Source organism: Isoptericola luteus (assembly GCF_020297055.1).
GTDB classification, from domain to species: Bacteria; Actinomycetota; Actinomycetes; order Actinomycetales; family Cellulomonadaceae; genus Isoptericola; species Isoptericola luteus.
Genome location: NZ_JAIXCQ010000013.1, coordinates 1 through 23,947, shown reverse-complemented (window position 1 = coordinate 23,947; position 23,947 = coordinate 1). Strand labels below are relative to the sequence as shown.

21 protein-coding genes are annotated in these 23,947 nt (G+C 72.3%); 3 read left to right on the top strand and 18 right to left on the bottom strand.

The genetic code is table 11. From position 1 onward, the window contains the following. Positions 1–82 precede the first annotated feature (82 nt). The 3 genes from LEP48_RS15750 to LEP48_RS15740 all read right to left on the bottom strand — a co-directional run bounded on the left by LEP48_RS15750 (position 83) and on the right by LEP48_RS15740 (position 3,104). Positions 83–1,225: a branched-chain amino acid aminotransferase gene (locus LEP48_RS15750; protein ID WP_225566532.1), complete on the bottom strand. Its 1,143-nt coding sequence runs from the start codon at positions 1,223–1,225 to the stop codon at positions 83–85. A 160-nt stretch (positions 1,226–1,385) separates the two neighbouring features. Beyond that, entirely contained in the window at positions 1,386–2,438 is a 1,053-nt protein-coding gene (locus LEP48_RS15745) for a 3-isopropylmalate dehydrogenase (RefSeq protein WP_225566531.1), read from the bottom strand. Between the two features lie 111 nt (positions 2,439–2,549). Continuing rightward, entirely contained in the window at positions 2,550–3,104 is a 555-nt protein-coding gene (locus tag LEP48_RS15740) for an ASCH domain-containing protein (protein ID WP_225566530.1), read from the bottom strand. Here LEP48_RS15740 and LEP48_RS15735 point away from each other — a divergent pair. Further along, positions 3,103–3,321 (top strand): hypothetical protein, encoded by a 219-nt coding sequence (locus tag LEP48_RS15735; protein WP_225566529.1) that lies wholly within the window; start codon positions 3,103–3,105, stop codon positions 3,319–3,321. The genes LEP48_RS15740 and LEP48_RS15735 overlap by 2 nt on opposite strands. An 88-nt stretch (positions 3,322–3,409) precedes the next feature. On the opposite strand, the gene ilvC is transcribed toward LEP48_RS15735, so the two are convergent. From ilvC to ilvD (LEP48_RS15695), 8 genes are all read right to left on the bottom strand, one after another. Beyond that, entirely contained in the window at positions 3,410–4,438 is a 1,029-nt protein-coding gene (gene ilvC / locus LEP48_RS15730) for a ketol-acid reductoisomerase (RefSeq protein ID WP_225566528.1), read from the bottom strand. 72 nt (positions 4,439–4,510) lie between these two features. Then, positions 4,511–5,032, bottom strand: coding sequence for an acetolactate synthase small subunit (gene ilvN, locus LEP48_RS15725; protein WP_225566527.1), 522 nt, complete (start codon positions 5,030–5,032; stop codon positions 4,511–4,513). Between the two features lie 124 nt (positions 5,033–5,156). Next, positions 5,157–6,980 (bottom strand): acetolactate synthase large subunit, encoded by a 1,824-nt coding sequence (locus tag LEP48_RS15720; RefSeq protein ID WP_225566526.1) that lies wholly within the window; start codon positions 6,978–6,980, stop codon positions 5,157–5,159. A 294-nt stretch (positions 6,981–7,274) separates the two neighbouring features. Beyond that, positions 7,275–8,366: an ABC transporter permease subunit gene (locus tag LEP48_RS15715; RefSeq protein WP_225566525.1), complete on the bottom strand. Its 1,092-nt coding sequence runs from the start codon at positions 8,364–8,366 to the stop codon at positions 7,275–7,277. Further along, on the bottom strand, positions 8,363–9,415 hold the full coding sequence (locus tag LEP48_RS15710) for an ABC transporter ATP-binding protein (protein WP_225566524.1): 1,053 nt from the start codon (positions 9,413–9,415) through the stop codon (positions 8,363–8,365). The genes LEP48_RS15715 and LEP48_RS15710 overlap by 4 nt, the downstream gene beginning before the upstream one ends. A 149-nt stretch (positions 9,416–9,564) precedes the next feature. After that, positions 9,565–10,911 carry a VOC family protein gene (locus LEP48_RS15705; RefSeq protein ID WP_225566523.1) on the bottom strand — a complete coding sequence of 449 codons (1,347 nt, stop codon included), beginning with the start codon at positions 10,909–10,911 and terminating at the stop codon, positions 9,565–9,567. 147 nt (positions 10,912–11,058) lie between these two features. After that, positions 11,059–11,370, bottom strand: a complete 312-nt coding sequence (locus tag LEP48_RS15700) for a 4a-hydroxytetrahydrobiopterin dehydratase (RefSeq protein ID WP_225566522.1) — start codon at positions 11,368–11,370, stop codon at positions 11,059–11,061. 64 nt (positions 11,371–11,434) lie between these two features. After that, complete coding sequence (gene ilvD, locus LEP48_RS15695; protein WP_225566521.1) at positions 11,435–13,138, bottom strand: dihydroxy-acid dehydratase; 1,704 nt, start codon at positions 13,136–13,138, stop codon at positions 11,435–11,437. 71 nt (positions 13,139–13,209) lie between these two features. Between ilvD (LEP48_RS15695) and LEP48_RS15690 the strand changes: the two genes are divergently transcribed. Then, positions 13,210–13,773 (top strand): hypothetical protein, encoded by a 564-nt coding sequence (locus tag LEP48_RS15690; protein ID WP_225566520.1) that lies wholly within the window; start codon positions 13,210–13,212, stop codon positions 13,771–13,773. Between the two features lie 43 nt (positions 13,774–13,816). On the opposite strand, the gene ilvD (LEP48_RS15685) is transcribed toward LEP48_RS15690, so the two are convergent. Continuing rightward, a complete protein-coding gene (ilvD, locus tag LEP48_RS15685) occupies positions 13,817–15,679 on the bottom strand; it encodes a dihydroxy-acid dehydratase (RefSeq protein WP_225566519.1) in 1,863 nt (620 codons plus the stop codon). Between the two features lie 244 nt (positions 15,680–15,923). On the opposite strand from ilvD (LEP48_RS15685), the gene LEP48_RS15680 reads away from it, so the two are divergent. After that, the gene (locus tag LEP48_RS15680) at positions 15,924–16,499 is read left to right on the top strand and encodes a DoxX family protein (protein WP_225566518.1); all 576 of its coding nucleotides are present in this window, start codon (positions 15,924–15,926) and stop codon (positions 16,497–16,499) included. Positions 16,500–16,573: 74 nt separating this feature from the next. Here LEP48_RS15680 and LEP48_RS15675 read toward each other — a convergent pair whose 3' ends face one another. From LEP48_RS15675 to LEP48_RS15650, 6 genes are read right to left on the bottom strand one after another with little or no spacing between them, the layout of a single operon-like run. Beyond that, positions 16,574–18,094, bottom strand: a complete 1,521-nt coding sequence (locus LEP48_RS15675; protein WP_225566517.1) for a peptide MFS transporter — start codon at positions 18,092–18,094, stop codon at positions 16,574–16,576. A gap of 55 nt (positions 18,095–18,149) precedes the next feature. Then, a complete protein-coding gene (locus LEP48_RS15670) occupies positions 18,150–18,734 on the bottom strand; it encodes a GNAT family N-acetyltransferase (RefSeq protein ID WP_225566516.1) in 585 nt (194 codons plus the stop codon). Further along, entirely contained in the window at positions 18,731–20,260 is a 1,530-nt protein-coding gene (gatB, locus tag LEP48_RS15665) for an Asp-tRNA(Asn)/Glu-tRNA(Gln) amidotransferase subunit GatB (RefSeq protein ID WP_225566515.1), read from the bottom strand. Before gatB ends, LEP48_RS15670 begins: the two co-directional genes overlap by 4 nt. A 23-nt stretch (positions 20,261–20,283) precedes the next feature. Continuing rightward, on the bottom strand, positions 20,284–21,789 hold the full coding sequence (gene gatA, locus LEP48_RS15660) for an Asp-tRNA(Asn)/Glu-tRNA(Gln) amidotransferase subunit GatA (protein WP_225566514.1): 1,506 nt from the start codon (positions 21,787–21,789) through the stop codon (positions 20,284–20,286). Between the two features lies 1 nt (position 21,790). Next, complete coding sequence (gene gatC, locus LEP48_RS15655) at positions 21,791–22,087, bottom strand: Asp-tRNA(Asn)/Glu-tRNA(Gln) amidotransferase subunit GatC (RefSeq protein ID WP_225566513.1); 297 nt, start codon at positions 22,085–22,087, stop codon at positions 21,791–21,793. 52 nt (positions 22,088–22,139) lie between these two features. After that, complete coding sequence (locus LEP48_RS15650) at positions 22,140–23,591, bottom strand: NAD-dependent malic enzyme (protein ID WP_225566512.1); 1,452 nt, start codon at positions 23,589–23,591, stop codon at positions 22,140–22,142. Positions 23,592–23,947: the final 356 nt, after the last annotated feature.

Genomic DNA, 23,947 nt, shown 5'->3' with positions numbered 1-23,947 from the left:
TCCTCATTCTCGCGCGAGCCTGCGGTTCCGCTCCGGGCGAGTGCCTCGTTCCTCGGCCCTCACCCTGCGCTGCACCTCCGGCTCACGCGAGGCGGCGCATCCACCCGTGCCGGTCCGCCGCACGCCCGTACTGGACGTCCGTGAGCTCGTGGCGGATGTCCATGGTCAGCTCGCCCGGCTCGCCCCCGGCCACGGCGTGGTCGAACGTGCTGCCCGCCAACCGGCCCACGGGCGTGACGACCGCCGCCGTGCCGCATGCGAAGATCTCGCGCACGGTGCCGTCCGCCAGGCCCTGCACGATCTCCGCGAGCGGGATGCGGCGCTCCACGACGTCCCGCCCGCGGTCGCCCACGAGCTGAAGGATCGACGAGCGCGTCACGCCCTCCAGGATCGAGCCGGTGAGCTCCGGGGTGTGCACGGAACCGTCCGCCATCACCACGAACACGTTCATGCCGCCGAGCTCTTCGAGGTGGGTGTTCGTCGTGGCGTCGAGGAAGCAGACCTGGTCGCAGCCCTTCTCCTGGGCCAGCAGCTGCGGCAGGAGGCTCGCCGCGTAGTTGCCGCCGCACTTGGCGTCACCGGTGCCGCCGGGCCCGGACCGGTGGTAGTCCTCGTCCACCCAGATCGACACGGGCCGCACCCCGCCCGCGAAGTACGGGCCGACGGGCGAGGCGATGACGAGGTACTCGACCTCGGCCGCCGGACGCACCCCGAGGAACGTCTCGGAGGCGAACATGAACGGGCGCAGGTACAGGCTGGAGTCCTCGCCCGAGGGCACCCAGTCGACGTCCGTGCGCACCAGTGCGGCGACGGAGCCGACGAAGTCGTCGATCGACAGCGCGGGCAGCGCCAGGCGGTGCGCGGAGCGCGCGAACCGGGCCGCGTTGGCCTCCGGCCGGAACGTCCACACCGACCCGTCGTCGTGCCGGTAGGCCTTCATCCCCTCGAAGATCTCCTGCGCGTAGTGCAGGACCGCGGCCGCGGGGTCGAGCTGGAGCGGACCGTACTTCTCGATGCGGCGGTCGAGCCAGCCGTCGGCCTGGCGCCACGTGATGCGCGCCATGTGGTCCGAGAACACGGTGCCGAACTTGGGCGCCTGCAGCGCCGCCTCGCGGTCCGCGTCAGGGGTGGGGTCGTCCGTGCCTCGGACGTCGAACAGTGCGACCAGGTCCTCGAGCTCGGACGGGAGGATGCTGGACGCGGTCGTGCTGGAGGTCGTGGTCATGATCGCAGGGCCTTTCACCTGGGTGATCCCTGTAGTTTTCCACGACAAGCCACCCCGTGGGGGACGTACCGTGCCGACCGCAGCGATCACCCTGGACCGAAGATGCAGGGCGGCTGGGGGAAGGACGGCCGGGAGGGGCAGGCGGCGGCGTCGAGGACGCTCAGCCGGCGACGCGGGCAGCGAGCTCGCGCCCCACCTCGGCCGTCGTGCGTACTCGGCCGTGCCCGGCGGACCGCTCGACGAGGTCGGCGGCGACCGCGGCCTCGACGCGCTGCGCGGCGTCGCTCAGGCCGAGGTGGTCGAGCAGCAGCGAGACCGACAGCACGGTCGCCGTCGGGTCGGCCTTGCCCTGGCCGGCGATGTCCGGCGCGGAGCCGTGCACCGGCTCGAACATCGACGGCGCCGTGCGGTCCGGGTTGATGTTCGCGGACGCGGCGAGGCCGATGCCGCCCGTGATCGCGGCGGCCTGGTCCGTGAGGATGTCGCCGAAGAGGTTGTCCGTGACGATGACGTCGAAGCGCGACGGGTTCGTCGTCAGGAAGATGGTGGCGGCGTCGACGTGCAGGTAGTCGGTCGTCACGTCCGGGAAGTCTGCGTTCACGGCCTCGACCGTGCGGCGCCACAGGTGGCCCGCGTGCACCAGGACATTGTGCTTGTGCACGAGCGTGAGGTGCTTGCGCGGCCGCTCCTGCGCGCGGGCGAACGCGTCGCGCACCACCCGCTCGACGCCGAACGCGGTGTTGACCGACACCTCGGTGGCGATCTCGTGCGGGGTACCGGTGCGCAGCGCGCCGCCGTTGCCCACGTACGGGCCCTCGGTGCCCTCGCGCACGACGACGAAGTCGATCTCGCCCGGGTCCGCCAGGGGGCTGGTCACGCCGGGGTAGAGCTTGCCCGGGCGCAGGTTGACGTAGTGGTCGAGCGCGAAGCGCAGCTTGAGGAGCAGGCCGCGCTCCAGCACGCCGGAGGGGACGCTGGGGTCGCCGATCGCGCCGAGCAGGATCGCGTCGTGGCCCTTGATCGCCTCGAGGTCGGTGTCGGTGAGCGTCTCGCCGGTCGCGTGCCAGCGGCGTGCGCCCAGGTCGAACTCCGTCGTCGAGACCTTGACGTCCGACCCGGCTACCGCGGCCTCGAGCACGGCGAGCCCCTGCTCCACCACCTCGGTGCCGATGCCGTCGCCAGCCACCACTGCCAGGTCGATGCTCCGCGTCATGAGGGGAGCCTAGGTCGCGGAGCGCGGCAATGAGACTCTGGTCTCACTGGTCGGACAGGCGCCGAGGCGGCGCTATCATCTCGCACCGGCTCGTCGTCGCCCCGACGTTCCTCACGCCCCGTAGAGGACCTTGAACCGCTCGCACACCACGGCCATGGACGGGTCGAACTCCCGGCCGAGCCCGCCGAGCGCCCGACGCCAGTACCGCTCGTGCTCCGTGCGCCACGACGCCAGCGTGCGGTCGTCCTCGCCCTCGAGGTAGGCGTGCTCCTCCGTGACCTCGTCGAACGGCACGGTGTCCACGCGGGTCGTCCGGATCAGGAGCCGCGGGTCCCCCGCGCCGTCGAGCACGATCGACAGGTCGCCCTTGGCGGGCGCGGGCTCGTTCGCCTCCTCGTACTCCACGACGAGCGACGCCGTGGCCGTCTTCGTGCCGTCCAGCACCAGCGCCAGGAGCCCGTCGGCGAGCTCCGGCGAGTCGCCGAACGCCCACGCGGGCGGCGGCACGATGTTCTCCGACCGCTCCCCCACCGCCCCGCCGTGGCTGGTGCGGCCCGCCTTGTGGCGCGCCACGTCCCAGAACTGCGTGATGCGCTCTGCCTGCTGGACGTCGTCGAGCATCGGGGCCCCCTCGGGGGCGCCGCCGGGGGTCGCGTCGTCGATCATGACCGCCATCCTGCCAGGCCATGCCCGGCCGCGGAGGGAAACGACGACCAATCTCGAAGCCGAGCCGGCACGATGCCCCGATGATCACGCGTGTCGCGGCCTGCGCCCTCGTCGTCCGGACGACCACATCCTGCTGCCCCACGATAAGGACGTCGACGCCCTCGACCGCGTCGAGCTGGTCGACGTCTGCCGCCGCTGGGCCGGCCTGCTGCCCTGAGCACCGGCGAAGGGTCCGGACGTACGTGCGGCCGCCGTCCGGGGGTCTCCCGGGCGGCGGCCGCGCGCGTCGCTGCTGACGGTGTGGGTCAGCGTGCGGCGCTGCCCTCCGTGTAGTCGGAGTCAGCGGGCTTGATCCACGAGAACATCTTGCGCAGCTCGCGGCCGGTGGTCTCGATCGGGTGCGCCTCGCCCTTGGTGCGCAGGGCGGTGAACTCCGGCGCGCCGGCGTCCTGGTCGGCGATGAAGCGCTCGGCGAAGGCACCGTTCTGGATGTCGGCGAGCACCGCCTTCATGTTCTCCTTGACGTGCGGGTCGATGACGCGCGGGCCGGAGACGTAGTCGCCGTACTCGGCCGTGTCGGACACCGACCAGCGCTGCTTGGCGATGCCGCCCTCGACCATGAGGTCGACGATGAGCTTGAGCTCGTGCAGCACCTCGAAGTACGCGACCTCCGGCTGGTAGCCGGCCTCGGTCAGGGTCTCGAACCCGTACTGGACGAGCTGCGAGGCGCCGCCGCACAGCACGGCCTGCTCACCGAACAGGTCCGTCTCGGTCTCCTCGGTGAAGGTGGTCTTGATGCCGCCGGCGCGCAGGCCGCCGATCGCCTTCGCGTAGGACAGCGCCAGGCCCCAGGCCTCGCCGGAGGCGTCCTGCTCGACGGCCACGATGACCGGCACGCCGCGGCCGTCGACGTACTCGCGACGCACGATGTGGCCCGGGCCCTTGGGGGCGACCATGAGCACGTCGTGGCCGGCCTCGGGCTTGATGTAGCCGAAGCGGATGTTGAAGCCGTGCCCGAAGACGAGCGCGGCGCCCTCGTTGAGGTTCGGCGCGATCTCGTCACGGTAGACGTGCCGCTGGACCTGGTCCGGCGCGAGGATGACGACGACGTCGGCCTCCTTGACCGCGTCGGCGACGGACAGGACGCGCAGCCCCTCGTCCTGGGCCTTGCTCGCGGACGCCGAGCCGTCGCGCAGGCCGATGCGGACGTCGGCGCCGGAGTCGCGCAGGTTCAGCGCGTGCGCGTGGCCCTGGCTGCCGTAGCCGATGACGGCGACCTTGCGCTCGGCGATGATGGACAGGTCGGCGTCGTCGTCGTAGAACAGCTCAGCCACGGTGATGCTCCTTGGTCTCGGTACTTGTCGAGTGCTGGGGGTGGTGCGGGGACGTGCGGGGGCGTGCGGGTCTCAGGCGCTGCGGACGCGGTCGAGGGCCCGGTCGGTGATGGAACGCGAGCCGCGCCCGACGGCGAGCGTCCCGGACTTGACGATCTCACGGACGCCGAAGGGCTCGAGGGCGGACAGCAGCGCCGTGAGCTTGGCCGAGGTGCCGGTGGCCTCGATGACCACGCTGTCCGGGACGACGTCGACGACGTGGGCCCGGAACAGGTCGACCACCTCGAGGACGCCGGACCGTGAGGCCCCGTCGGCGCGCACCTTGACGAGCAGCAGCTCGCGCTGCACCGACGACTCGGCGTCGAGCTCCACGATCTTGATGACGTGCACGAGCTTGTTGAGCTGCTTCGTCACCTGCTCGAGCGGGTGCTCGTCGACGTCGACGACGACCGTGATGCGCGAGATCTCCTCGTGCTCGGTCGGGCCCACGGCCAGCGAGTGGATGTTGAACGCGCGGCGGGCGAACAGGCCGGCGACGCGCGTGAGGACGCCGGGCTTGTTCTCGACCAGCACGGACAGGGTGTGTCGCGACATGGGTGGCTCCGTCTTCCCTCTGCGGCCGATCAGTCTTCGGTGTTCATGGGTCGGATCGAGACTGCGTTCCGCCGCAGCCGAGCGCCTGGCATCGCTGCGGCCCGCAACTTCCGCTTCATCGCGCTCAGTCCTCCCGGTCCCACGCCGGCGAGATGCCGCGGGCGTACTGGATGTCGTCGTTGCTCACGCCGGACGCGACCATCGGCCAGACCATCGCGTCGCGCGACACGTTGAAGTCGATCACCACGGGTCGGTCGTCGATCTCCTGCGCCCGCTTGATCGCGGCGTCCACGTCACGCTCGTGCTCCACCCGGATGCCCTCGCAGCCGTAGGCGTCCGCGAGCTTGACGAAGTCCGGGATCCGCCGGGTGCCCTGGCCGGTGTGCAGGTCGGTGTTGGAGTAGCGCTTGTCGTAGAAGAGCGTCTGCCACTGGCGCACCATGCCGAGCGAGCTGTTGTTGATCAGCGCCACCTTGATGGGGATGTCGTTGATCGCGCAGGTCGCGAGCTCCTGGTTGGTCATCTGGAAGCAGCCGTCCCCGTCGATCGCCCACACGGGGCGGTCGGGCTCGCCGACCTTGGCACCCATCGCGGCCGGGACCGCGAAGCCCATGGTGCCCAGGCCACCGGAGTTGAGCCACGTGTTCGGGCGTTCGTAGCGGATGAACTGCGCGGCCCACATCTGGTGCTGGCCGACGCCCGAGGCGAAGATCGCGTCTGGTCCCGCCAGCTCGCCGAGCCGCGCGATCACCTGCTGGGGCGCGAGCGCGCCGTCGCCCGTGGGTGCGAACCCGAGGGGGTACGTCTCGCGCCAGGTGTCGAGCTGGTGCCACCACGCCGCGAGGTCGGGCCTGCCCACCTTGGCGTGCTCGGCCTCGAGCGCCGGCACCAGGTCCCCGAGGACCTCGCGCAGGTCGCCGACGATCGGCACGTCGACGGCCCGGTTCTTGCCGATCTCGGCGGGGTCGATGTCCGCGTGCACGATCGCGGCGTGCGGGGCGAAGCTCGACAGCTTCCCCGTGACGCGGTCGTCGAAGCGGGCCCCCAGCGCGACCACCAGGTCGGCCTTCTGCAGCGCCGCCACGGCGGGCACCGTGCCGTGCATGCCCGGCATGCCGAGGTGCTGCGGGTGGCTGTCGGGGACGGCGCCGCGGGCCATCAGCGTGGTCACGACCGCGGCGCCGGACAGGTCGACCAGCCGGCGCAGCGCCGCCGAGGCGCCGGACCGGACCACGCCGCCGCCCACGTAGAGCACGGGGCGCCGGGCGACCGCGAGCAGCTTGGCCGCCTCGCGGATCTGCTTGGCGTGGGGCTTGGTCACCGGGTGGTAGCCCGGCAGGGCCAGCTCCTGGGGCCACGAGAACGTGGTGCTCGCCTGCATCGCCGACTTCGCGATGTCGACCAGCACGGGGCCCGGCCGCCCGGTCGACGCGATGTGGAACGCCTCGGCGATGGTGCGCGTGATCTCGTCCGGGTCGGTCACCAGGTAGCTGTGCTTGGTGACGGGCATCGTGATGCCGACGATGTCAGCCTCCTGGAAGCCGTCGGTGCCGATGAGCGCCTGCCCGACCTGGCCGGTGATCGCCACCAGCGGGATCGAGTCCATGTGGGCGTCGGCCAGCGGCGTCACCAGGTTGGTGGCCCCAGGCCCCGAGGTCGCCATCGTCACGCCGACCTTGCCCGTCGCGTGGGCGTAGCCCTGCGCAGCGTGGCCGCCGCCCTGCTCGTGCCGCACCAGGATGTGCCGGAGCTTGGCGGAGTCCATGAGCGGGTCGTACGCCGGGAGGATGGCGCCGCCGGGGATCCCGAAGACGACCTCGGCGCCGACGGACTCGAGCGAGCGGACGATCGCCTCGGCGCCGGTGACCTCCTCACCGGGCACGGCACGGTCGGCGGCACGCGTGGCGCGTGCCGCCACGTGAGCGGGGGTCGGGTTCGGCTGGACCATCGGTGTCTCCTGCCGGTCGAGAGGGGCGGGGCGAACGTGTCGGTGCAATGAAAAACCCCCCGGTCCCGGGACGTCGGGACGAGCGAGGGGTGAGCGCGCTGACGAAGCCTGGACGTGGCCTCAGCCGGCGCGCTCAGGAAGTACTACGAGAAGAATCGTCTGCACGTGTCGAACGTTACGCCCGCGCCCGGTGGATGTCACGTCGTGAGCCGGGCGTCCCGCATCGTGGGACGCCCGGCACGCCGACCGCTGAGACGGTGGGCCCGGGCCACCGGGAAGGAGCGGCCGCCGGTGTCAGTTCACGTCGCGGTACCGGAACACGATGACCGCGACGAACGTGAGCACCGCCGCCACGGCCGCCATGTACAGGCCGCCCTGCGCCGTGGTCACGACGTGGTCCACCGAGGTGCACGAGTACACGCCCCCCGCGTCGGGGACGCACCTGTCGACGGTGAAGACGGTGCCCTCGTGGAGCCAGGCGGTGAGGTTCGTGGTGGGCAGCCATCGCTGCAGCGCGCCCATCGGGTAGGCGAAGATCATCGAGCACCAGAGCAGGGCGGCCAGCCCGCCCACCACCGCGGCCGCGTGCCGCAGCAGGATGCCCAGTGCCACGCCGACGACGGCGACGAACACCCCGGCGGCCGCGAGACGAGCCGTGTACGTGCCCACCTCGGCCCAGAGCCGGGGCGTCATCTCCCCCACCGCGTCGAAGGAGGCGAAGGCCGCGTACGACGCCCCGAACACCAGGGCGAACCCGACCACGACGATCGGCAGCGTGCCCACGGCTGCCGCCGCGGCCTTCGACCAGTAGACCCGCTGACGACGTGGTTCGAACGTGAGCCACATGCCCATCGAGCCGCTGTTGATCTCCGCGGTCACGAAGCTCACGGCCACGACGAGCACGAGCATGAGCAGCAGGGGGGCGAAGTCGTCGACGGCGCCCAGCCCCGACCACCAGTTCCACACCGACGACTGGATCTCCCGGACCGCGGCAGCGTTCGGCGCCGGGTCAGCGCCCGGCACCTCGTCCATGCCGGTCATCATCTCGAGGTCCTCGGCCGCGGGCACGAACGTCTCCGACGGCGGCAGGTAGTGCTCCAGCCGCGGCTCCAGGTCGTCACAGCCCCACGCGGCCGCAGATTCCCCGGCGGCCTCGGCACCCTCGAGGCAGTCGGCGGTCATCTGCTCGCCGTCGGACTCCCAGCTCTCGAGCTCCTGCTCGTAGAACAGCCGGCCCTGGGTGATCTCCTGCTCCGACGGGGGCTCGGCCATCTCGTAGGCCGAGTACCCGCCCAGGACGACGACCAGGAGCACTCCCAGCCACGCCCACCGGGTGACCCGGCGCGCCCAGAGCCTCCTGAGCTCGACCCGCAGCAACCGCATCATGAGGCCACCTCCGTGGTCGGCTCCGGCCGGGCGGCGGGGGCGGCCGCGTGGCCAGGCTCGGGCGGTGGGCCGCCGCGCTTGCGCCGCTTGCCGCGGTGGGTGTGCCCGCCCGGCGTCTCGTGCTGCGTGAGACCGAGGAACACGGACTCGAGGTCGGCATGCAGCGGGGTGAGCTCCTGCACCCACACCCCGCGCTCGCCCAGGGTGCGGTTGACCTGCGCGGCGTCGCCGGCACCGTCGACGAGCAGCGCGTCGTGCTCACGCCGCACGAGCAGGCCGCCCGTCTCCAGCACGCTGGTCGCGATGGTCACGTCCTCCGGCGCCACCCGCACACGCACCGACCGGGTGCTCGCCCCCTCGCCGATGAGGTCGGCCACGCGACCCGCCGCGACCAGCCGGCCCCGCGCCACGATCGAGACGGTGTCGGCGATCTGCTCGACCTCCGCGAGGATGTGGCTGGACACGAGCACCGTCTTGCCCTGGTCCGCCAGCGAGCGCATCGTCTGCCGGACCTCCCGGATGCCCGCCGGGTCGAGCCCGTTCGTGGGCTCGTCGAAGATCAGCAGGTCGGGGTCCTTGAGCAGCGTCGCGGCGATCGCGAGCCGCTGCTTCATGCCGAGGGAGTAGGTGCGGTACTTGTCCTTCGCGCGCCCGGTGAGGCCGACCTCCTCGATCACGGCGTCCACCCGGGACCTCGGCGTGCCGATGCCGTCGGCCAGCAGGCTCAGGTTGCGGCGCGCGGAGAACGCCGGGAAGAACTTGGGGCTCTCGACGATGGCGCCGACGCGGCCCACGACGTCCGGCAGGTGCTTCGGTACCGGGTGGCCGAAGATCGCGGCCGTGCCGCGGTCGGGGCGGATCAGCCCCAGCAGCATGCGGATCGTCGTGGTCTTGCCCGAACCGTTCGGCCCCAGGAAGCCGTGCACTCCCCCGACCGGCACCCGCAGGTCGAGCCCCTCGACCCCCACGGAGGTACCGCGCACGCTCCGGTACGTCTTGCGCAGCCCGCGTGTCTCGATCGCGAGGTCACCGTCGTCGAGCAGGGTCACCGCCACCTCCCTCGAGGCCGCGGCGTCACCGGGCCCGGTCGTCGCACCGGCGTTCCGGCGCGTCCCGGAGCATAGCGGGTCGCCCGTCGCCGCGGGGGTGGCGACGCGACCTCACCTGGGCGTTCGCGGTCGGGCTTCCGGTCCTCCGGTCAGCCCCGCGCCTCCGCACGCCCGGGGACGACGACGAAGTCGACCTCGTTCCCCTCGGGGTCTGTGACCGTCCGCCAGAACGGCGCCTCGGCGTCGCGCACCACCCGCCCGCCCGCGGCGAGGGCGGCGGCCACCCGCGCGTCGGCGGCGTCGGCCGGGAGGAGGACGTCGACGTGGATCCGGTTGCGCTGCTCACGCGGTTCGTCCATCGGCTGGATGAAGACGGACGGCCCCCGGAGCAGCGGGTCGTACAGGTCCGTGTCCTCGCGCGGCAGGTAGCCGAGCGTCGCGGCCCAGAACCGCTGGACCGCCGGGACGTCGAGCGCGTCGAAAGTGAGCTGCACGTCGCGCAGCACGGACGGGTCGGCACGGATCCCGAGGGCGCGCGCCGCCGCCTGGACCCGCTGCGCCAGGAGCAGGCGGTCGGCGTCGATCCAGCCGTCCTCGGGCGGGCCCACCCGCAGCGTGACTCCCGCGTGGCGCAGGTCGGCGAACAACGGCGCGCCGACGTCCTCCGCGATCCGCGCGGCCTGGGCGACCAGCTCGACGCCCGGGTCGAAGCCGCCGGTGGCGTAATAGGCGCTCGCGCCCTGGAGCACCCGCCAGTCCTCGACGCCGTCGGCCGCGCGGAACGAGTCCGGCGCGACCAGGTGGTCGGGCAGGTCGTCGTCGAAGCCCTCCCACGCGTCCACGTCGGCCTCGTTGCCCTCCGGGTCGGCCAGCGTCCACCACCGGGGGACGAACTCCTCGGTCGTGACCCGGCCGCCGGCCGCGAGCGCGGCGTCGACCCGCGCCGGGCGGACGTCGTGCGGCACGAAGACGTCGACGTGCAGGCGGTTGCGCAGCGGGCGCGGGACGTCCTGCTGCGCGAACCTGATGCCGGGCCAGCGCCCGTGCGGGTCCACGAGGTCCCGGTCGGCACGGCGGTAGGCCAGGACGGCGCCCCAGAAGGGCATGACGCGCTCCCGGTCGGCGGCGTCGATGGTGAGCCGCACCTCTTGCACTCCGCCCGGGTCGGCGGCGAGCCCCAGCTCGGCAGCTGTCGCGGAGATCTCGCGGGCGAGGGCGACGTCGCGCTCGCTGAGCCCTTCGACGTCGTGCGAGACCACACGGACCACCACCGCTTCGGGCCGCAGGTCGACGTCGGGGTGGTGGTCGGCACCGTCGGCGAGCACACGCACCCGCTCGAGGAGCACCGCCCCCTCGCCGAGGGAGCTGGTGCGGAAGAGCGCGCTCGCACCCCGGCCCAGGGCGCGCCAGTCACCGGTCCCGGGCGCGTCCTCGAACTGCCGGGGCGTGAGCGCGCCGGGGCCTCCGGCGCGACCGCCGGTGGTGTCGTCGGCCATGGTGCCTCCCGTCGGGTCGTGGGCTTCCGGTCCACCATGGCGCGCTCGCGGACGCCACGCCCGCCGGACGACGCGGCGCCCGGTCATCGCTTCGAGCCGCGTTCGGTACCGTCGTCGGCGCCGTGCGGGACGCCTCGGCGGACGCGGTCAGCGCGACGGCGCGGCCGGGATCTCCAGCTCGCGGGCGGCGTCGCTGATCCGCCGCGCCAGGTCGACGTCACGCTCCGACAGCCCGTCGACGTCGTGCGACGACGTACGGACGGTCACGGTCGCGTAGCGCAGGTCCACGTCCGGGTGGTGGTCGACCCCGTCCGCGATCTCCCCGATCGCGTCGACGAACCGCACGCCCGCCGCGAACGAGCCGGTGCGGAACTCGGCGGCCGCGGACCCCTCCTCGGCCTGCCAGTCGGCGACCCCCTCGGAGGCGGAGAACTGGTCGGGGCTGATCGTGTCGCTCATGGGCCCAGCATCGCCCGGGAGCGGACCGCTCGCGTGCCCGACCCGCCGACGACCATGCGGGGCCTCATCCCAGGACCGCGCCGCGGGAGGCCGACTGCACCAGCTTCGTGTACTTCGCCAGGACCCCGCGCGTGTACCCGTGCGACAGCGGGGCCCAGCCGTCCCGGCGTGCCGCCAGCTCGGCGTCGTCCACGAGCAGGTCGAGGGTCTTGCTCGCCACGTCGAGGCGGATGCGGTCGCCGTCACGCACGAACGCGATCGGTCCGGCATCCACGGCCTCCGGCGCGATGTGGCCCACGCACAGCCCCGTGGTGCCTCCGGAGAACCGTCCGTCGGTGACCAGCAGCACGTCCTTGCCCAACCCCGCTCCCTTGATCGCGCCGGTGATCGCCAGCATCTCCCGCATGCCCGGCCCGCCCTTGGGGCCCTCGTAGCGGATGACGACGACGTCGCCCGCGACGATGGTGCCGTCCTCCAGCGCGTCGAGCGCACCACGCTCCCGCTCGAAGACGCGGGCGGTGCCCTCGAAGACGTCGGAGTCGAAGCCGGCCGACTTCACCACCGCCCCTTCGGGGGCGAGCGAGCCGTGCAGGATCGTGATGCCGCCGGTCGGGTGGATGGGCCGGTCGAGGGCGCGCAGGATCTTCCCGTCCGGGTCCGGGGGGTCGATCTCGGCGAGGTTCTCCGCGACGGTCCGTCCCGTGACGGTCAGGCAGTCGCCGTGCAGCAGCCCGGCGTCGAGCAGCGCCTTCATCACCACCGGCACGCCGCCGATCCGGTCGACGTCGTTCATCACGTAGCGGCCGAACGGCTTGAGGTCGCCCAGGTGCGGCACGCGGTCGGCGACGCGGGAGAAGTCGTCGAGGGTGAGCTCCACCTCCGCCTCGTGCGCGATCGCGAGCAGGTGCAGCACGGCGTTCGTGGACCCTCCGAAGGCCATCACGACCGCGATGGCGTTCTCGAACGCCTCCTTCGTCATGATCTGCCGGGCGGTGATGCCGCGCCGCAGCAGCCCCACCACCGCCTCCCCCGACGCGTGGGCGAAGCCGTCGCGGCGACGGTCCGCCGACGGCGGCGCCGCGGAGCCCGGCAACGACATGCCCATCGCCTCCGCGACCGACGCCATGGTGTTCGCCGTGTACATGCCGCCGCACGCGCCCTCGCCGGGGCAGATGGCGCGCTCGATCCGGTCCACGTCCTCGCGGCTCATGAGCCCGCGCGCGCACGCGCCGACGGCCTCGAAGGCGTCGATGAGGGTGACGTCCTTCTCCGTACCGTCGGAGAGCTTCACCCAGCCGGGCATGATCGAGCCGGCGTAGAGGAACACGCTTGCGAGGTCGAGCCGCGCCGCGGCCATCAGCATGCCGGGCAGCGACTTGTCGCAGCCCGCGAGCAGCACGGAGCCGTCCAGCCGCTCGGCCTGCATCACCGTCTCCACGGAGTCGGCGATGACGTCGCGCGACACGAGCGAGAAGTGCATCCCCTCGTGCCCCATGGAGATGCCGTCCGAGACGGAGATGGTGCCGAACTCCAGCGGGTAGCCCCCGCCCGCGTGCACGCCTTCCTTGACGGCCTTCGCCAGCCGGTCGAGGGACAGGTTGCACGGTGTGATCTCGTTCCAGGAGCTCGCGACGCCGATCTGCGGCTTGTCCCAGTCGCCGTCGGTCATGCCGACGGCGCGCAGCATGCCGCGCGAGGCCGTGGCCTCCAGCCCGTCCGTGACCTGGCGGGAGCGGGGCTTGAGGTCGATGCCGGCGTCGTCGCTCATGACCCCCACTGTAGGAACCACCGCCGCCCAGGGCGCGGCGGAACCATGTGCGGTACGGCAGGATGTGCGCCGTGAACCCCCGCACCCGCCTGACCGGCCTGCTCGCCGCCGGTACCCTCGCCCTCACGGGCGCCTGCTCCGCCGCCGACCCGCCCGCACCGGTCGCCGGCTCCCCGGCCGCCGCGACGGACTCCCCGGACGCCGCGGCCGAGCCGACCGAGTCGGCGGGGACCGCGGAGCCGACCGAGACCGCGCCGCGCACGGATCCGGCCGGCGCGGAGGGCGACGTCAGCACCCCGGAGGGCTCGTTCCGCGCCTGGCTCGCCGCGAGCCGCGAGCCCGACGTCGACACGGCGTGCGGCTACCTGACCCCGGCGCTCGTCGACCGGATGGTTGCGGAGATGATCGCCGACGGCTGGCCCGGCATCACGGACTGCGCGTCGATGACCACGGCCACCGCCGAGCTCTACGCCGCCTTCGACCAGTCCGCCGAGGTGCGCGTCGAGGTCCGCGAGGAGGGACCGGACCTTGCCGAGCTGTCCATCGTCTACGCGACCGGTACCTGTGGCTCCGTGGTCATGGAGCCGGAAGGCGGCCGGTGGGTGATCAACGAGCAGAGCGAGGAGGAGTGTTGACGGGGCCCGCCCGGCCCGTGGCCGGACGCCGGACGGGGTCCCCTCAGCGGCGGGTGATGAGGGAGACGTCGCGCACGGCGCCGCGGTCGGCAGACGTCGCCATCGCGGCGTACGCCCGCAGCGCCGGGGAGACGTAGCGGTCGCGGTCGACGGGCTGCCACGGGTTCTCCCGGGACTCCATCTTGGCGCGCCGCTCCGCGAGGACCTCGTCCGGCACGTTGAGGCGGATGAGACGGTCCTCGACGTCGATCTCGATCTCGTCGCCGTCCTCCACCAGGCCGATGGTGCCGCCGGCGGCCGCCTCGGGCGACACATGCCCCACCGAGATGCCGCTCGACCCGCCGGAGAACCGGCCGTCGGTGATGAGCGCGCACACCTTGCCCAGGCCGCGGCCCTTGATGAACGACGTCGGGTAGAGCATCTCCTGCATGCCCGGCCCGCCCGCGGGCCCCTCGTAGCGCACGACCACGACGTGGCCCGGCTCGACCTGCTTGGTGAGGATCTTCTCGACGGCCTCGTCCTGGGACTCGCACACGAGCGCCCTGCCCACGAAGTGGAAGACGTCCGGGTCCACACCCGCCGTCTTGAAGACGGCGCCGTCGGCAGCGAGGTTGCCGCGCAGGACGGCGAGCCCGCCCTCGACGGTGTAGGCGTGCTCGAGGTCGCGGATGCACCCCTCGGCGGCGTCCGTGTCGAGGCTCTCCCACACGTTCGACGTGGAGAACGCCTGCGTGGTGCGCACACCACCCGGCGCGGCGTGGAACAGCTCGACCGCGCGCTCGGTGGCCTTGCCGCCACGCACGTCCCAGTCGTCGAGCCAGGCCCGCAGGGTCGGGGTGTGCACGGACGTGACGTCGTGGTCGAGCAGGCCGGCGCGGTCCAGCTCGCCCAGCAGGGCAGGGATGCCGCCGGCGCGGTGCACGTCCTCCATGTGGAACCGCGGGTGGTTCGGGGCCACCTTGCTCAGGCACGGCACCTGGCGGCTGATCGTCTCGATGTCGGTCAGGTCGAAGTCGACCTCGCCCTCCTGCGCCGCGGCGAGGATGTGCAGCACAGTGTTCGTGGACCCGCCCATCGCGACGTCGAGCGTCATCGCGTTGGCGAACGCCGCCTTGGTGGCGATCGAGCGCGGCGCGGCCGAGTCGTCCTCGTCCTCGTAGTAGCGCCGGGCCAGGTCGACGATGGTTCGCCCGGCGTCGAGGAACAGCTCCTTGCGCGCCGCGTGCGTGGCGAGCGTGGACCCGTTGCCGGGCAGCGAGAGTCCGAGCGCCTCCGTGAGGCAGTTCATCGAGTTCGCGGTGAACATCCCGGAGCACGAGCCGCACGTGGGGCACGCGTTCTCCTCGACCGCGGCGAGGGCCTCGTCGGAGACGTCGTCGTCGGCCGCGTAGTTGATCGCGTTGACGAGGTTCAGCGGGGTCTTGGCGACGCCGTCCGCGACGACGGCCTTGCCCGCCTCCATCGGCCCGCCGGACACGAAGATCACCGGGATGTTGAGCCGCAGCGCGGCGTTGAGCATGCCCGGCGTGATCTTGTCGCAGTTGGAGATGCACACCAGCGCGTCCGCACAGTGCGCGTTCACCATGTACTCGACCGAGTCGGCGATGAGGTCGCGGCTGGGCAGCGAGTAGAGCATGCCGGCGTGGCCCATCGCGATGCCGTCGTCGACGGCGATCGTGTTGAACTCCTTGGAGACGCCGCCCGCCTCGCGGATCGCCGAGGCCACCAGGTCGCCCATGTCCTTGAGGTGGACGTGGCCCGGGACGAACTGCGTGTACGAGTTCGCGATCGCGACGATCGGCTTGCCGAAGTCCTCCGAGCCCATGCCGGTCGCGCGCCAGAGCGCACGGGCGCCGGACATGTTCCGGCCGTGGGTGGACGTCCGAGAGCGCAGGGGGCGGCTCATGTCTGCTCCTTCGACGAGTACGGCGGTGCGACGTCGCGGACGACGACGCAGGGGAACGTTACGCCCGCCGTCCCAGATCGCGGGCATTCGTCCGCCCAGTGAGCCGTTTTCGTACTGAAACGATCCGGACGTCTCGGGACACTTGCGCTCCCCGGGCAACGCTGCGCATGTTGTGCCGGGTCCGCACGGCGCGGAGTCACCGACCACAGCACCACGCAGCGCACCACGATCAGGGAGCAACCTCATGACCGCGACCGCCGCAGGCAGCACGATCGGCACGACCACCCTCGACAGCCCACCCTCCACGGACCACGTCGCGCCCGTCGTGACCCGGCTCGGCGCGCGACGCGCCCTGGCCCTGTGTCGCCTGCTCCTCGCAGCGGTCTTCCTCTGGCCCGTGGCCGACAAGTCCTTCGGCCTGGGCTACGCGACGCCCGCCGCGAAGGCCTGGGTCTCCGGCGCCTCGCCCACCACCGGCTACCTCGGGTCGATCGAGAGCCCGCTCGCGGACACGTTCGGCTCCCTCGCGAGCCCGGCGACCGACTGGCTCTTCATGCTGGGGATGCTCGGCACCGGGGTCGCCCTGCTGCTCGGCATCGGCCTGCGGGTCGCCGCCGTCGCCGGCGGGCTGCTCATGACGACCCTGTGGCTCTCGGTGTGGCCGTTCGCGGCGGGCTCGCAGAACCCCGTCGTCGACCAGCACGTGGTCTACGTCGCGCTGCTCGCCGCGCTCGCGCTCACCCGGGCCGGCGACACGTGGGGGCTCGGACGCGCCTGGGCGTCCTCGCGCCTGCCCGGCACCGCCACCTGGCTGCGCTGAGGACTCCACGGCCCGCCGAGCCCGCACCGCGCCCCGCGCCGATTCCGAGCCGGGGGCGCCCGGAGCGCCGGCGCTCACGCGCCGGCGCTGTGGGTGCCCTCGAGCTCGTCGGCGTGCCGGATGTGCCGGGTCACCCACGGCGCGAGCAGGAGCAGGAGCCCCGCGAAGACGAGCGCGACCACGCCGATCCCACCGAAGTACCGGGTGTCGGACACCCCCTCGGTCGCCTCGATGGTCTGCGCCGTGATCGCCTGCCCGGCCGCCGACGACAAGAACCACAGGGCCATCGCCTGCCCCCGGAACGCTCGCGGCGCCAGCAACGTCGTCGCGGCGATGCCCACCGGCGACAGGCACAGCTCACCGAGCGTCTGGATCACGAAGACGCCGATGAGCACCCACGGCGGGGCGAGCTCACCCTCGAAGACGGCGGACATCGCCGACAGGAAGAGGAACGAGAGCGCGGCCAGGGTCAGGCCCATGACGAACTTGTACGCCGTCGGCGGGCGGTCGCCCGTCCTGGTCCAGATCCAGGCGAACACCGGGGCCAGGATGATGATCGACGCCGGGTTGACCGACTGGAAGAACGCCGGCGACAGGCCGATGCCGAAGAGCTCCAGCTCGGTGCGGTCCGCGGCGAACGCCGCGAGCGTCGTCGCCGCCTGCTCGAAAATCATCCAGAACAGCATGGCCCCGACGAACAGGGGGATGTACGCGACGATGCGGGGGCGCTCGGCGGCGGTCACCCGCTTCGAGCGGTACATCACCGTGAGCAGCACGATCGGCGTCGCCAGGGCGAGGTAGGAGACGGCGTCGATGAAGGTCTCGACCGCCCAGCCGCCCGCGACCACGGCGGCGACCACGGCCGCGACCACGATCGCAGCGACGACGATCAGCCCGAGCCGGACCACCGCGGGCCGGTCCTCCGGGGTGATCGGGTTCGGGATGTCCGTCCCCGCCTCGCCGAGATGGCGGTACCCGCCCACGAAGAACACCAGCGCGATGCCCATCCCGATCGCCGCCACGGAGAAGCCGGCGTGGTACCCCCACGTCTGCTCCACCACGCCGACGACCAGCGGCGAGAGAAACGAGCCCAGGTTGATCCCCATGTAGAAGATCGAGAACGCCGGGTCGCGACGCTCGTCGTTGCGGGCGTACAGCTCCCCCACCATCGACGACACGTTCGGCTTGAGCAGCCCGGTACCGAACGCCACGAGCCCGATGCCCAGCATCGAGAAGCCGTAGCCGGGCACGGTGAGCGCCACGTGCCCGGCGGCGATGACGATCCCGCCGTAGAGGACGGAGCGCCGCGCCCCGATCACCCGGTCGGCGAGCCAGCCGCCCACCACCGAGAGCAGGTACACCGAGGTGCCGTAGATGGACACGAAGGCCGCACCGGTGGTCGGGTCCATCCCGAGGCCGCCGTCGGCCACCGTGTCCGTGAGGTAGTACAGCAGGATGGCGCGCATCCCGTAGTAGCTGAACCGCTCCCACAGCTCCGTGGTCGCCAGCGTCATCAGTCCGCGGGGATGGCCGAAGAAGGCGCGGTCGTCGTCGTGCTCCGGCCGCGTCGCAGGCCCTTCCGGCTGCTCGCTCATCCCCAAACTGTGGCACCGCCGTGCGGCACCGGCGACCGCACCAGGGGCGCCGCCCTCAGCCGGCGCTCGCCCCCGCGCGGAACTCGTCCTCGAGGATGCTCATGACGACGGAGTCCGTCCAGCCGTCGCCGTCACGCAGGGCGTCACGCAGCCGACCCTCCTCGCGGAAGCCGAGCGAGTCGTACAGCATCCGCGCGCGCGGGTTGAGGCTCGGCACCGACAAGCCCACCCTGTGCAGGCGCGGGCCTTCGGAAGCCTCGAACGCGAAACGCAGCACCTCGACGATCGCCTCGCGCCCGTACCCGCGCCCCCGGTAGTCCGGCAGCATCCGCAGGCGCAGGCTCGCCGAGCCCAGCGCGCGGCTCACCTGGTCCAGCGAGATCTCGCCCAGCAGGTCGTCGCTCACCAGCTCCCCGTCCCGCACGGCGGCGGAGGTGATCGCCCAGTCGTACCGACCGGGCCGGTCGGCCGCCGTCGCGGCCCACTCGGCCACCTCGGCACGGGTCGAGGAACCGTTCGTCCCCATGCCCGTGATGCGGGCGCTGTCGGGGTCGCGGAGAGACACCCACAGCCGGTCCGCGTCCTTCGCCTCCAGGGGACGCAGCCGCACCAGCTCGCCGTGCAGGGCGGGCGACCTCACCCGCCGATCCTCTCCAGGACGAGCTCGCGCACGCGCTTGGCGTCCGCCTGGCCACGCGTCGTCTTCATCACCGCACCGATGATCGCGCCGACCGGGCCCTGGTTGCCGGCACGGACCTTGGCCACGATGTCGGGCTGGGCCGCCAGCGCCTCGTCGATCGCCGCGAGCAACGGGCCGTCGTCGGACACGATCTCCAGGCCCCGGGCGACCACGACCTGCTCCGGGTCGCCCTCGCCCGCGAGCACGCCGTCGAGCACCTGGCGCGCGATCTTGTCGTTGATACGACCGGCGTCGACGAGCTGCTGGAGCTCGCCGATCTGCCCCGGGGTGATCGCGAGCTCGGCGAGCTCGACCTCGTCCTGCTTGGCACGGCGGGCCAGCTCGCCCATCCACCACTTGCGCGCCGCGGCGGCCGTGGCCCCCGCCGCGACCGTGGACTCGATGAGGTCGAGCGCGCCCGCGTTGACGACGTCACGCATCTCGGCGTCGGCGAAGCCCCACTCGTCGTGCAGCCGGCGGCGGCGTGCCTGCGGCAGCTCCGGGAGCGTCGCGCGGATCTCCTCGACCCACTCGCGGCTCGGCGCCACCGGCACCAGGTCCGGCTCCGGGAAGTAGCGGTAGTCCTCGGCGTCCGACTTCACGCGGCCGGGCGACGTGCTGCCGTCCTCCTCATGGAAGTGCCGCGTCTCCTGGATCACGGTCTGGCCGGCGTCGAGGATCGCGGCCTGTCGCGAGACCTCGTACCGCACCGCACGCTCGACGGAGCGGAACGAGTTGACGTTCTTCGTCTCCGTGCGGGTGCCGAGCGGGGACTCGGGCGTCGGGCGCAGCGACAGGTTGACGTCGGCGCGCACGTTGCCCCGCTCCATGCGGGCCTCGGAGACGTCCAGCACGCGGAAGATGTCGCGCAGCGCCTGCACGTAGGCCCGGGCGACCTCGGGCGCACGCTCCCCCGCGCCCTCGATCGGCCTGGTCACGATCTCCACGAGCGGGATGCCCGCCCGGTTGTAGTCCACCAGCGAGTACTCCGCGCCGTGGATGCGCCCGGCGGAGCCGCCGACGTGCGTGTTCTTGCCGGCGTCCTCCTCCATGTGCGCGCGCTCGATCTCGACGCGGTGCACCGTGCCGTCCTCGAGCTCGACGTCGAGCCAGCCGTCGAAGGCGATCGGCTCGTCGTACTGCGACGTCTGGAAGTTCTTCGGCACGTCCGGGTAGAAGTAGTTCTTCCGGGCGAACCGGCAGCTCTCCGCGATCTGGCAGTTCAGCGCCAGGCCGATGCGGATCGCATACTCCACCGCGGTGCCGTTGACGACGGGCAGCGCGCCCGGCAGCCCGAGCGAGACCGGCGTGGTCTGCGTGTTCGGGTCGGCGCCGAAGGACACCTCGGCGGCGCAGAACATCTTGGTGCGGGTGCCGAGCTCGACGTGCACCTCGATCCCGAGCACCGGGTCGTAGCGGCGGACGGCGTCGTCGTAGGGGACGAGCCGGGGGGTGCTGGCAGTGGTGGTGGTCGACTGCGTGGTCACAGCGTTGGTCTCCGTCTCTTCCGTCAGCCGAGCTCGGGCGCGCGGTCCAGCAGCGGGCCGCCCCAGGTGGACTCGAGCGCCGCCTCGAGGGCCGCGCCCACCCGGTACAGGCGGTCGTCGGCCTTGGCGGGCGCGAGGATCTGGAACCCGACCGGCAGGCCGTCGTCGGACAGCCCGTTCGGCACCGAGATGCCGGGCACGCCCGCGAGGTTGGCGGGGATGGTCGCGACGTCGTTGAGGTACATCGCCAGCGGGTCGTCGAGCTTCTCGCCCAGCCTGAACGCCGTGGTGGGGGCGGTGGGCGACACGAGCACGTCCGCCTGGCCGAAGGCCGCGGCGAAGTCGCGCTGGATCAGCGTGCGGACCTTCTGCGCGCTGCCGTAGTAGGCGTCGTAGTAGCCGGCGCTCAGCGCGTAGGTGCCGAGGATGACGCGCCGCTTGACCTCGTCGCCGAAGCCGGCGCCGCGGGTGGCCGCCATGACGCGCTCCGCCGTGATCGGGCCGTCCTCGGGCTCGACGCGCAGGCCGAAGCGCATGCCGTCGAACTTCGCGAGGTTGCTGGACGCCTCCGCGGGCATGATCAGGTAGTACGCGGCCAAGGCCGACTCGAAGCTGGGGCAGGAGACCTCGACGACCTCGGCGCCCGCCGTGGTCAGCAGCTCGAGCGACTCCTGGAACCGGGCGAGGACGCCGGGCTGGTACCCGTCGCCCTGGAGCTGCGTGACCACGCCGACCCGAAGGCCGGACAGGTCGCCGAGCGCGCCCTGCCGGGCGGCCGCCACCAGGGCCGGCAGCGGCTCGGGGATCGACGTCGAGTCGCGCGGGTCGTGCCCGCCGATGAGCTCGTGCAGCAGTGCCGAGTCCAGCACCGTGCGCGTGACCGGCCCGGCCTGGTCGAGCGAGGACGCCATCGCGATGAGCCCGTAGCGGGAGACCCCGCCGTAGGTGGGCTTGACGCCGACCGTGCCGGTGACCGCCCCGGGCTGCCGGATCGAGCCGCCTGTGTCCGTACCGATCGCCAGCGGGGCCTCGAACGCGGCCACCGCGGCCGCGGAGCCACCGCCGGAGCCGCCCGGGGTGCGCTCCAGGTCCCACGGGTTGTGGGAGTTTCCGTAGGCCGAGTGCTCGGTGGAGGAGCCCATGGCGAACTCGTCCATGTTCGTCTTGCCGAGGATCGGCAGGCCCGCGGCCCGGATCTTCTCGACGAGGGTCGCGTCGTACGGCGGGATCCAGCCCTCGAGGATCTTCGACCCGGCGGTGGACGGCATGCCCTGGGTGACGACGACGTCCTTGACGGCGATCGGCACCCCGGCCAGCGGGTGCAGCTCCTCACCGGCGGCACGACGCGCGTCGACGTCGGCGGCGGTCGCCAGGGCGTCCTCGGAGCTCACGTGCAGGAACGCGTGCACGTCGCCCTCGACGGCGGCGATGCGGTCCAGGTGCGCGCGGGTGGCCTCCACGCTCGACGCCTCACCGGCGGCGAGCGTCTCGGCGAGGCGGGCGGCGCTGAGTCGGGTCAGGTCGGTCATCTCACTCCTCCCCGAGGATCTGCGGCACGGCGAAGCGGCCGTCCTGGGCGTCCGGCGCCGCGGCGAGAACGTCCGCGACGGGCAGCGCCGGGACAGGCACGTCCTCGCGGAACACGTTCGTCATGGGCAGCGGGTGGCTCGTCGCGGGCACGTCAGGGGTCGCGACCTCGTTCACACGGGCGATGGAGTCAACGATGACGTCGAGCTCGCCGGCAAGCCTGTCGACCTCGTCTTCGCGCAGGTCGATGCGGGCCAGTGCGGCGACGCGCGCGACCTCGTCTCGGGAGATGGTGGACATGGCCGTCAGTCTAGTCGTCGCGGCGCCCCCGCCGGTCGAAGGTCGCGCCCGACTACAGCCCCCGGCCGACGTCCTGGGCGAGCTGCTCGGCGTCCTGGGCGCGGACGGCCTCGACCTCGGTCTGCTTGAGGCCCTCCGTGCGCACGGCGTCGGCCACCGCCTCGGCCACCCGGTGGTCGAAGACGCCCGGGATGATGAACGTCGGGTTCAGCTCCTCGTCGCTGACCACGGAGGAGATCGCGACCGCCGCGACGCGCAGCATCTCGTCCGTGATCTGCGCGGCGCCGGCATCGAGCAGCCCGCGGAAGAGGCCGGGGAACGCGAGCACGTTGTTGATCTGGTTGGGGTAGTCGCTGCGGCCCGTGGCGACGACGGCGGCCGTCTCCCCCGCCGCGATCGGGTCGACCTCCGGCGTGGGGTTGGCGAGCGCGAAGACGATGGCCTGGTCGTTCATCCGAGCCACGTCGGCACCCTTGAGGATGTTGCCCGCGGACACGCCGACGAACACGTCGGCCCCCACGAGACCTTCCCGCAGCGTGCCGGTGAAACCCGTCGGGTTGGTGTTCTCCACGATCCACTGCCGGCTGACGTCCTGGCCCGCCGACTCGGTGGTGAGCGCCCCGTTGCGGTCGAAGCCGATGATGTCACGTGCCCCCTGCGCCAGCAGCAGCCGGATGATCGCCGAACCCGCCGCCCCCACTCCGGAGACCGCGATCCGGACGTCCCCGATCTTCTTGCCCGTGACCTTGAGCGCGTTGATGAGCGCGGCGAGCACGACGATCGCCGTGCCGTGCTGGTCGTCGTGGAAGACCGGGATGTCGAGCTCCTCGCGCAGCCGTGCCTCGATCTCGAAGCACCGGGGCGCCGAGATGTCCTCAAGGTTGACTCCCCCGAAGCCCGGCGCGATCGCCTTGACCGTCCGGATGATCTCCTCCGTGTCGGTCGTGTCCAGGGCGATGGGCCAGGCGTCGACGTCGGCGAACTGCTTGAACAGGGCGGCCTTGCCCTCCATCACCGGCATCGCCGCCTCGGGGCCGATGTTCCCGAGACCGAGCACCGCCGTGCCGTCGGTGACGACGGCGACCGTGTTCCGCTTGATCGTGAGGCGCCGCGCATCCTCTTTGCGCTTCGCGATGGCCAGGCACACCCGCGCGACGCCCGGCGTGTACGCCCGCGACAGGTCGCGGCGGGTCTTGAGCGGCACCTTGGGAGTGACCTCGATCTTCCCGCCCAGGTGCATGAGGAACGTCGAGTCGGACATCTTGAGCACCCGGACCCCGTCGAGGACGTCGAGCGCCGCCACGATCCGCTCGCCGTGCTCCGCGTCCACGGTGTCGCAGGTGACGTCGACGACGATGGTGTCGGCGTGGGACTGTGCGATGTCTACACCCATGACCGAGCCGCCGGCGGCCGCCACCTCGTGCACGAGCTCGCTCGTGGCACGCTGTGTGGCCGGCGCCTCGATGCGCAGCGTGATCGTGTAGCTCGGGCTCGGCATCGCCATGGTGCTGGTGTCCTCTCGACCCTCTGATGACGGCCAGTGGCGATGGCGCTTCGTGCCGCAGGCCCCGTCGCCGGACAACCCTCAGGCTCAGGCTTCCTTGCCACGGAACCGCGTGTACGTGCGTCGAAGCCTCGCGCGCGAGGCAGGACATGTCAAGCACCGGCTATCCGGCCCGCCGTCCTCGGACGGTCGCCTGAAGGGAGAGCGCCAAGGTGGGCGCACGGACGTTGGGTGCATGAAGGCTGGAAATGCATGAAGGCCCACCCCGGGGTGGGGTGGGCCTTCATGTGAATGGTGTCCGGCGGCGTCCTACTCTCCCACCCCCTCTCGAGGGCAGTACCATCGGCGCTTAAGGG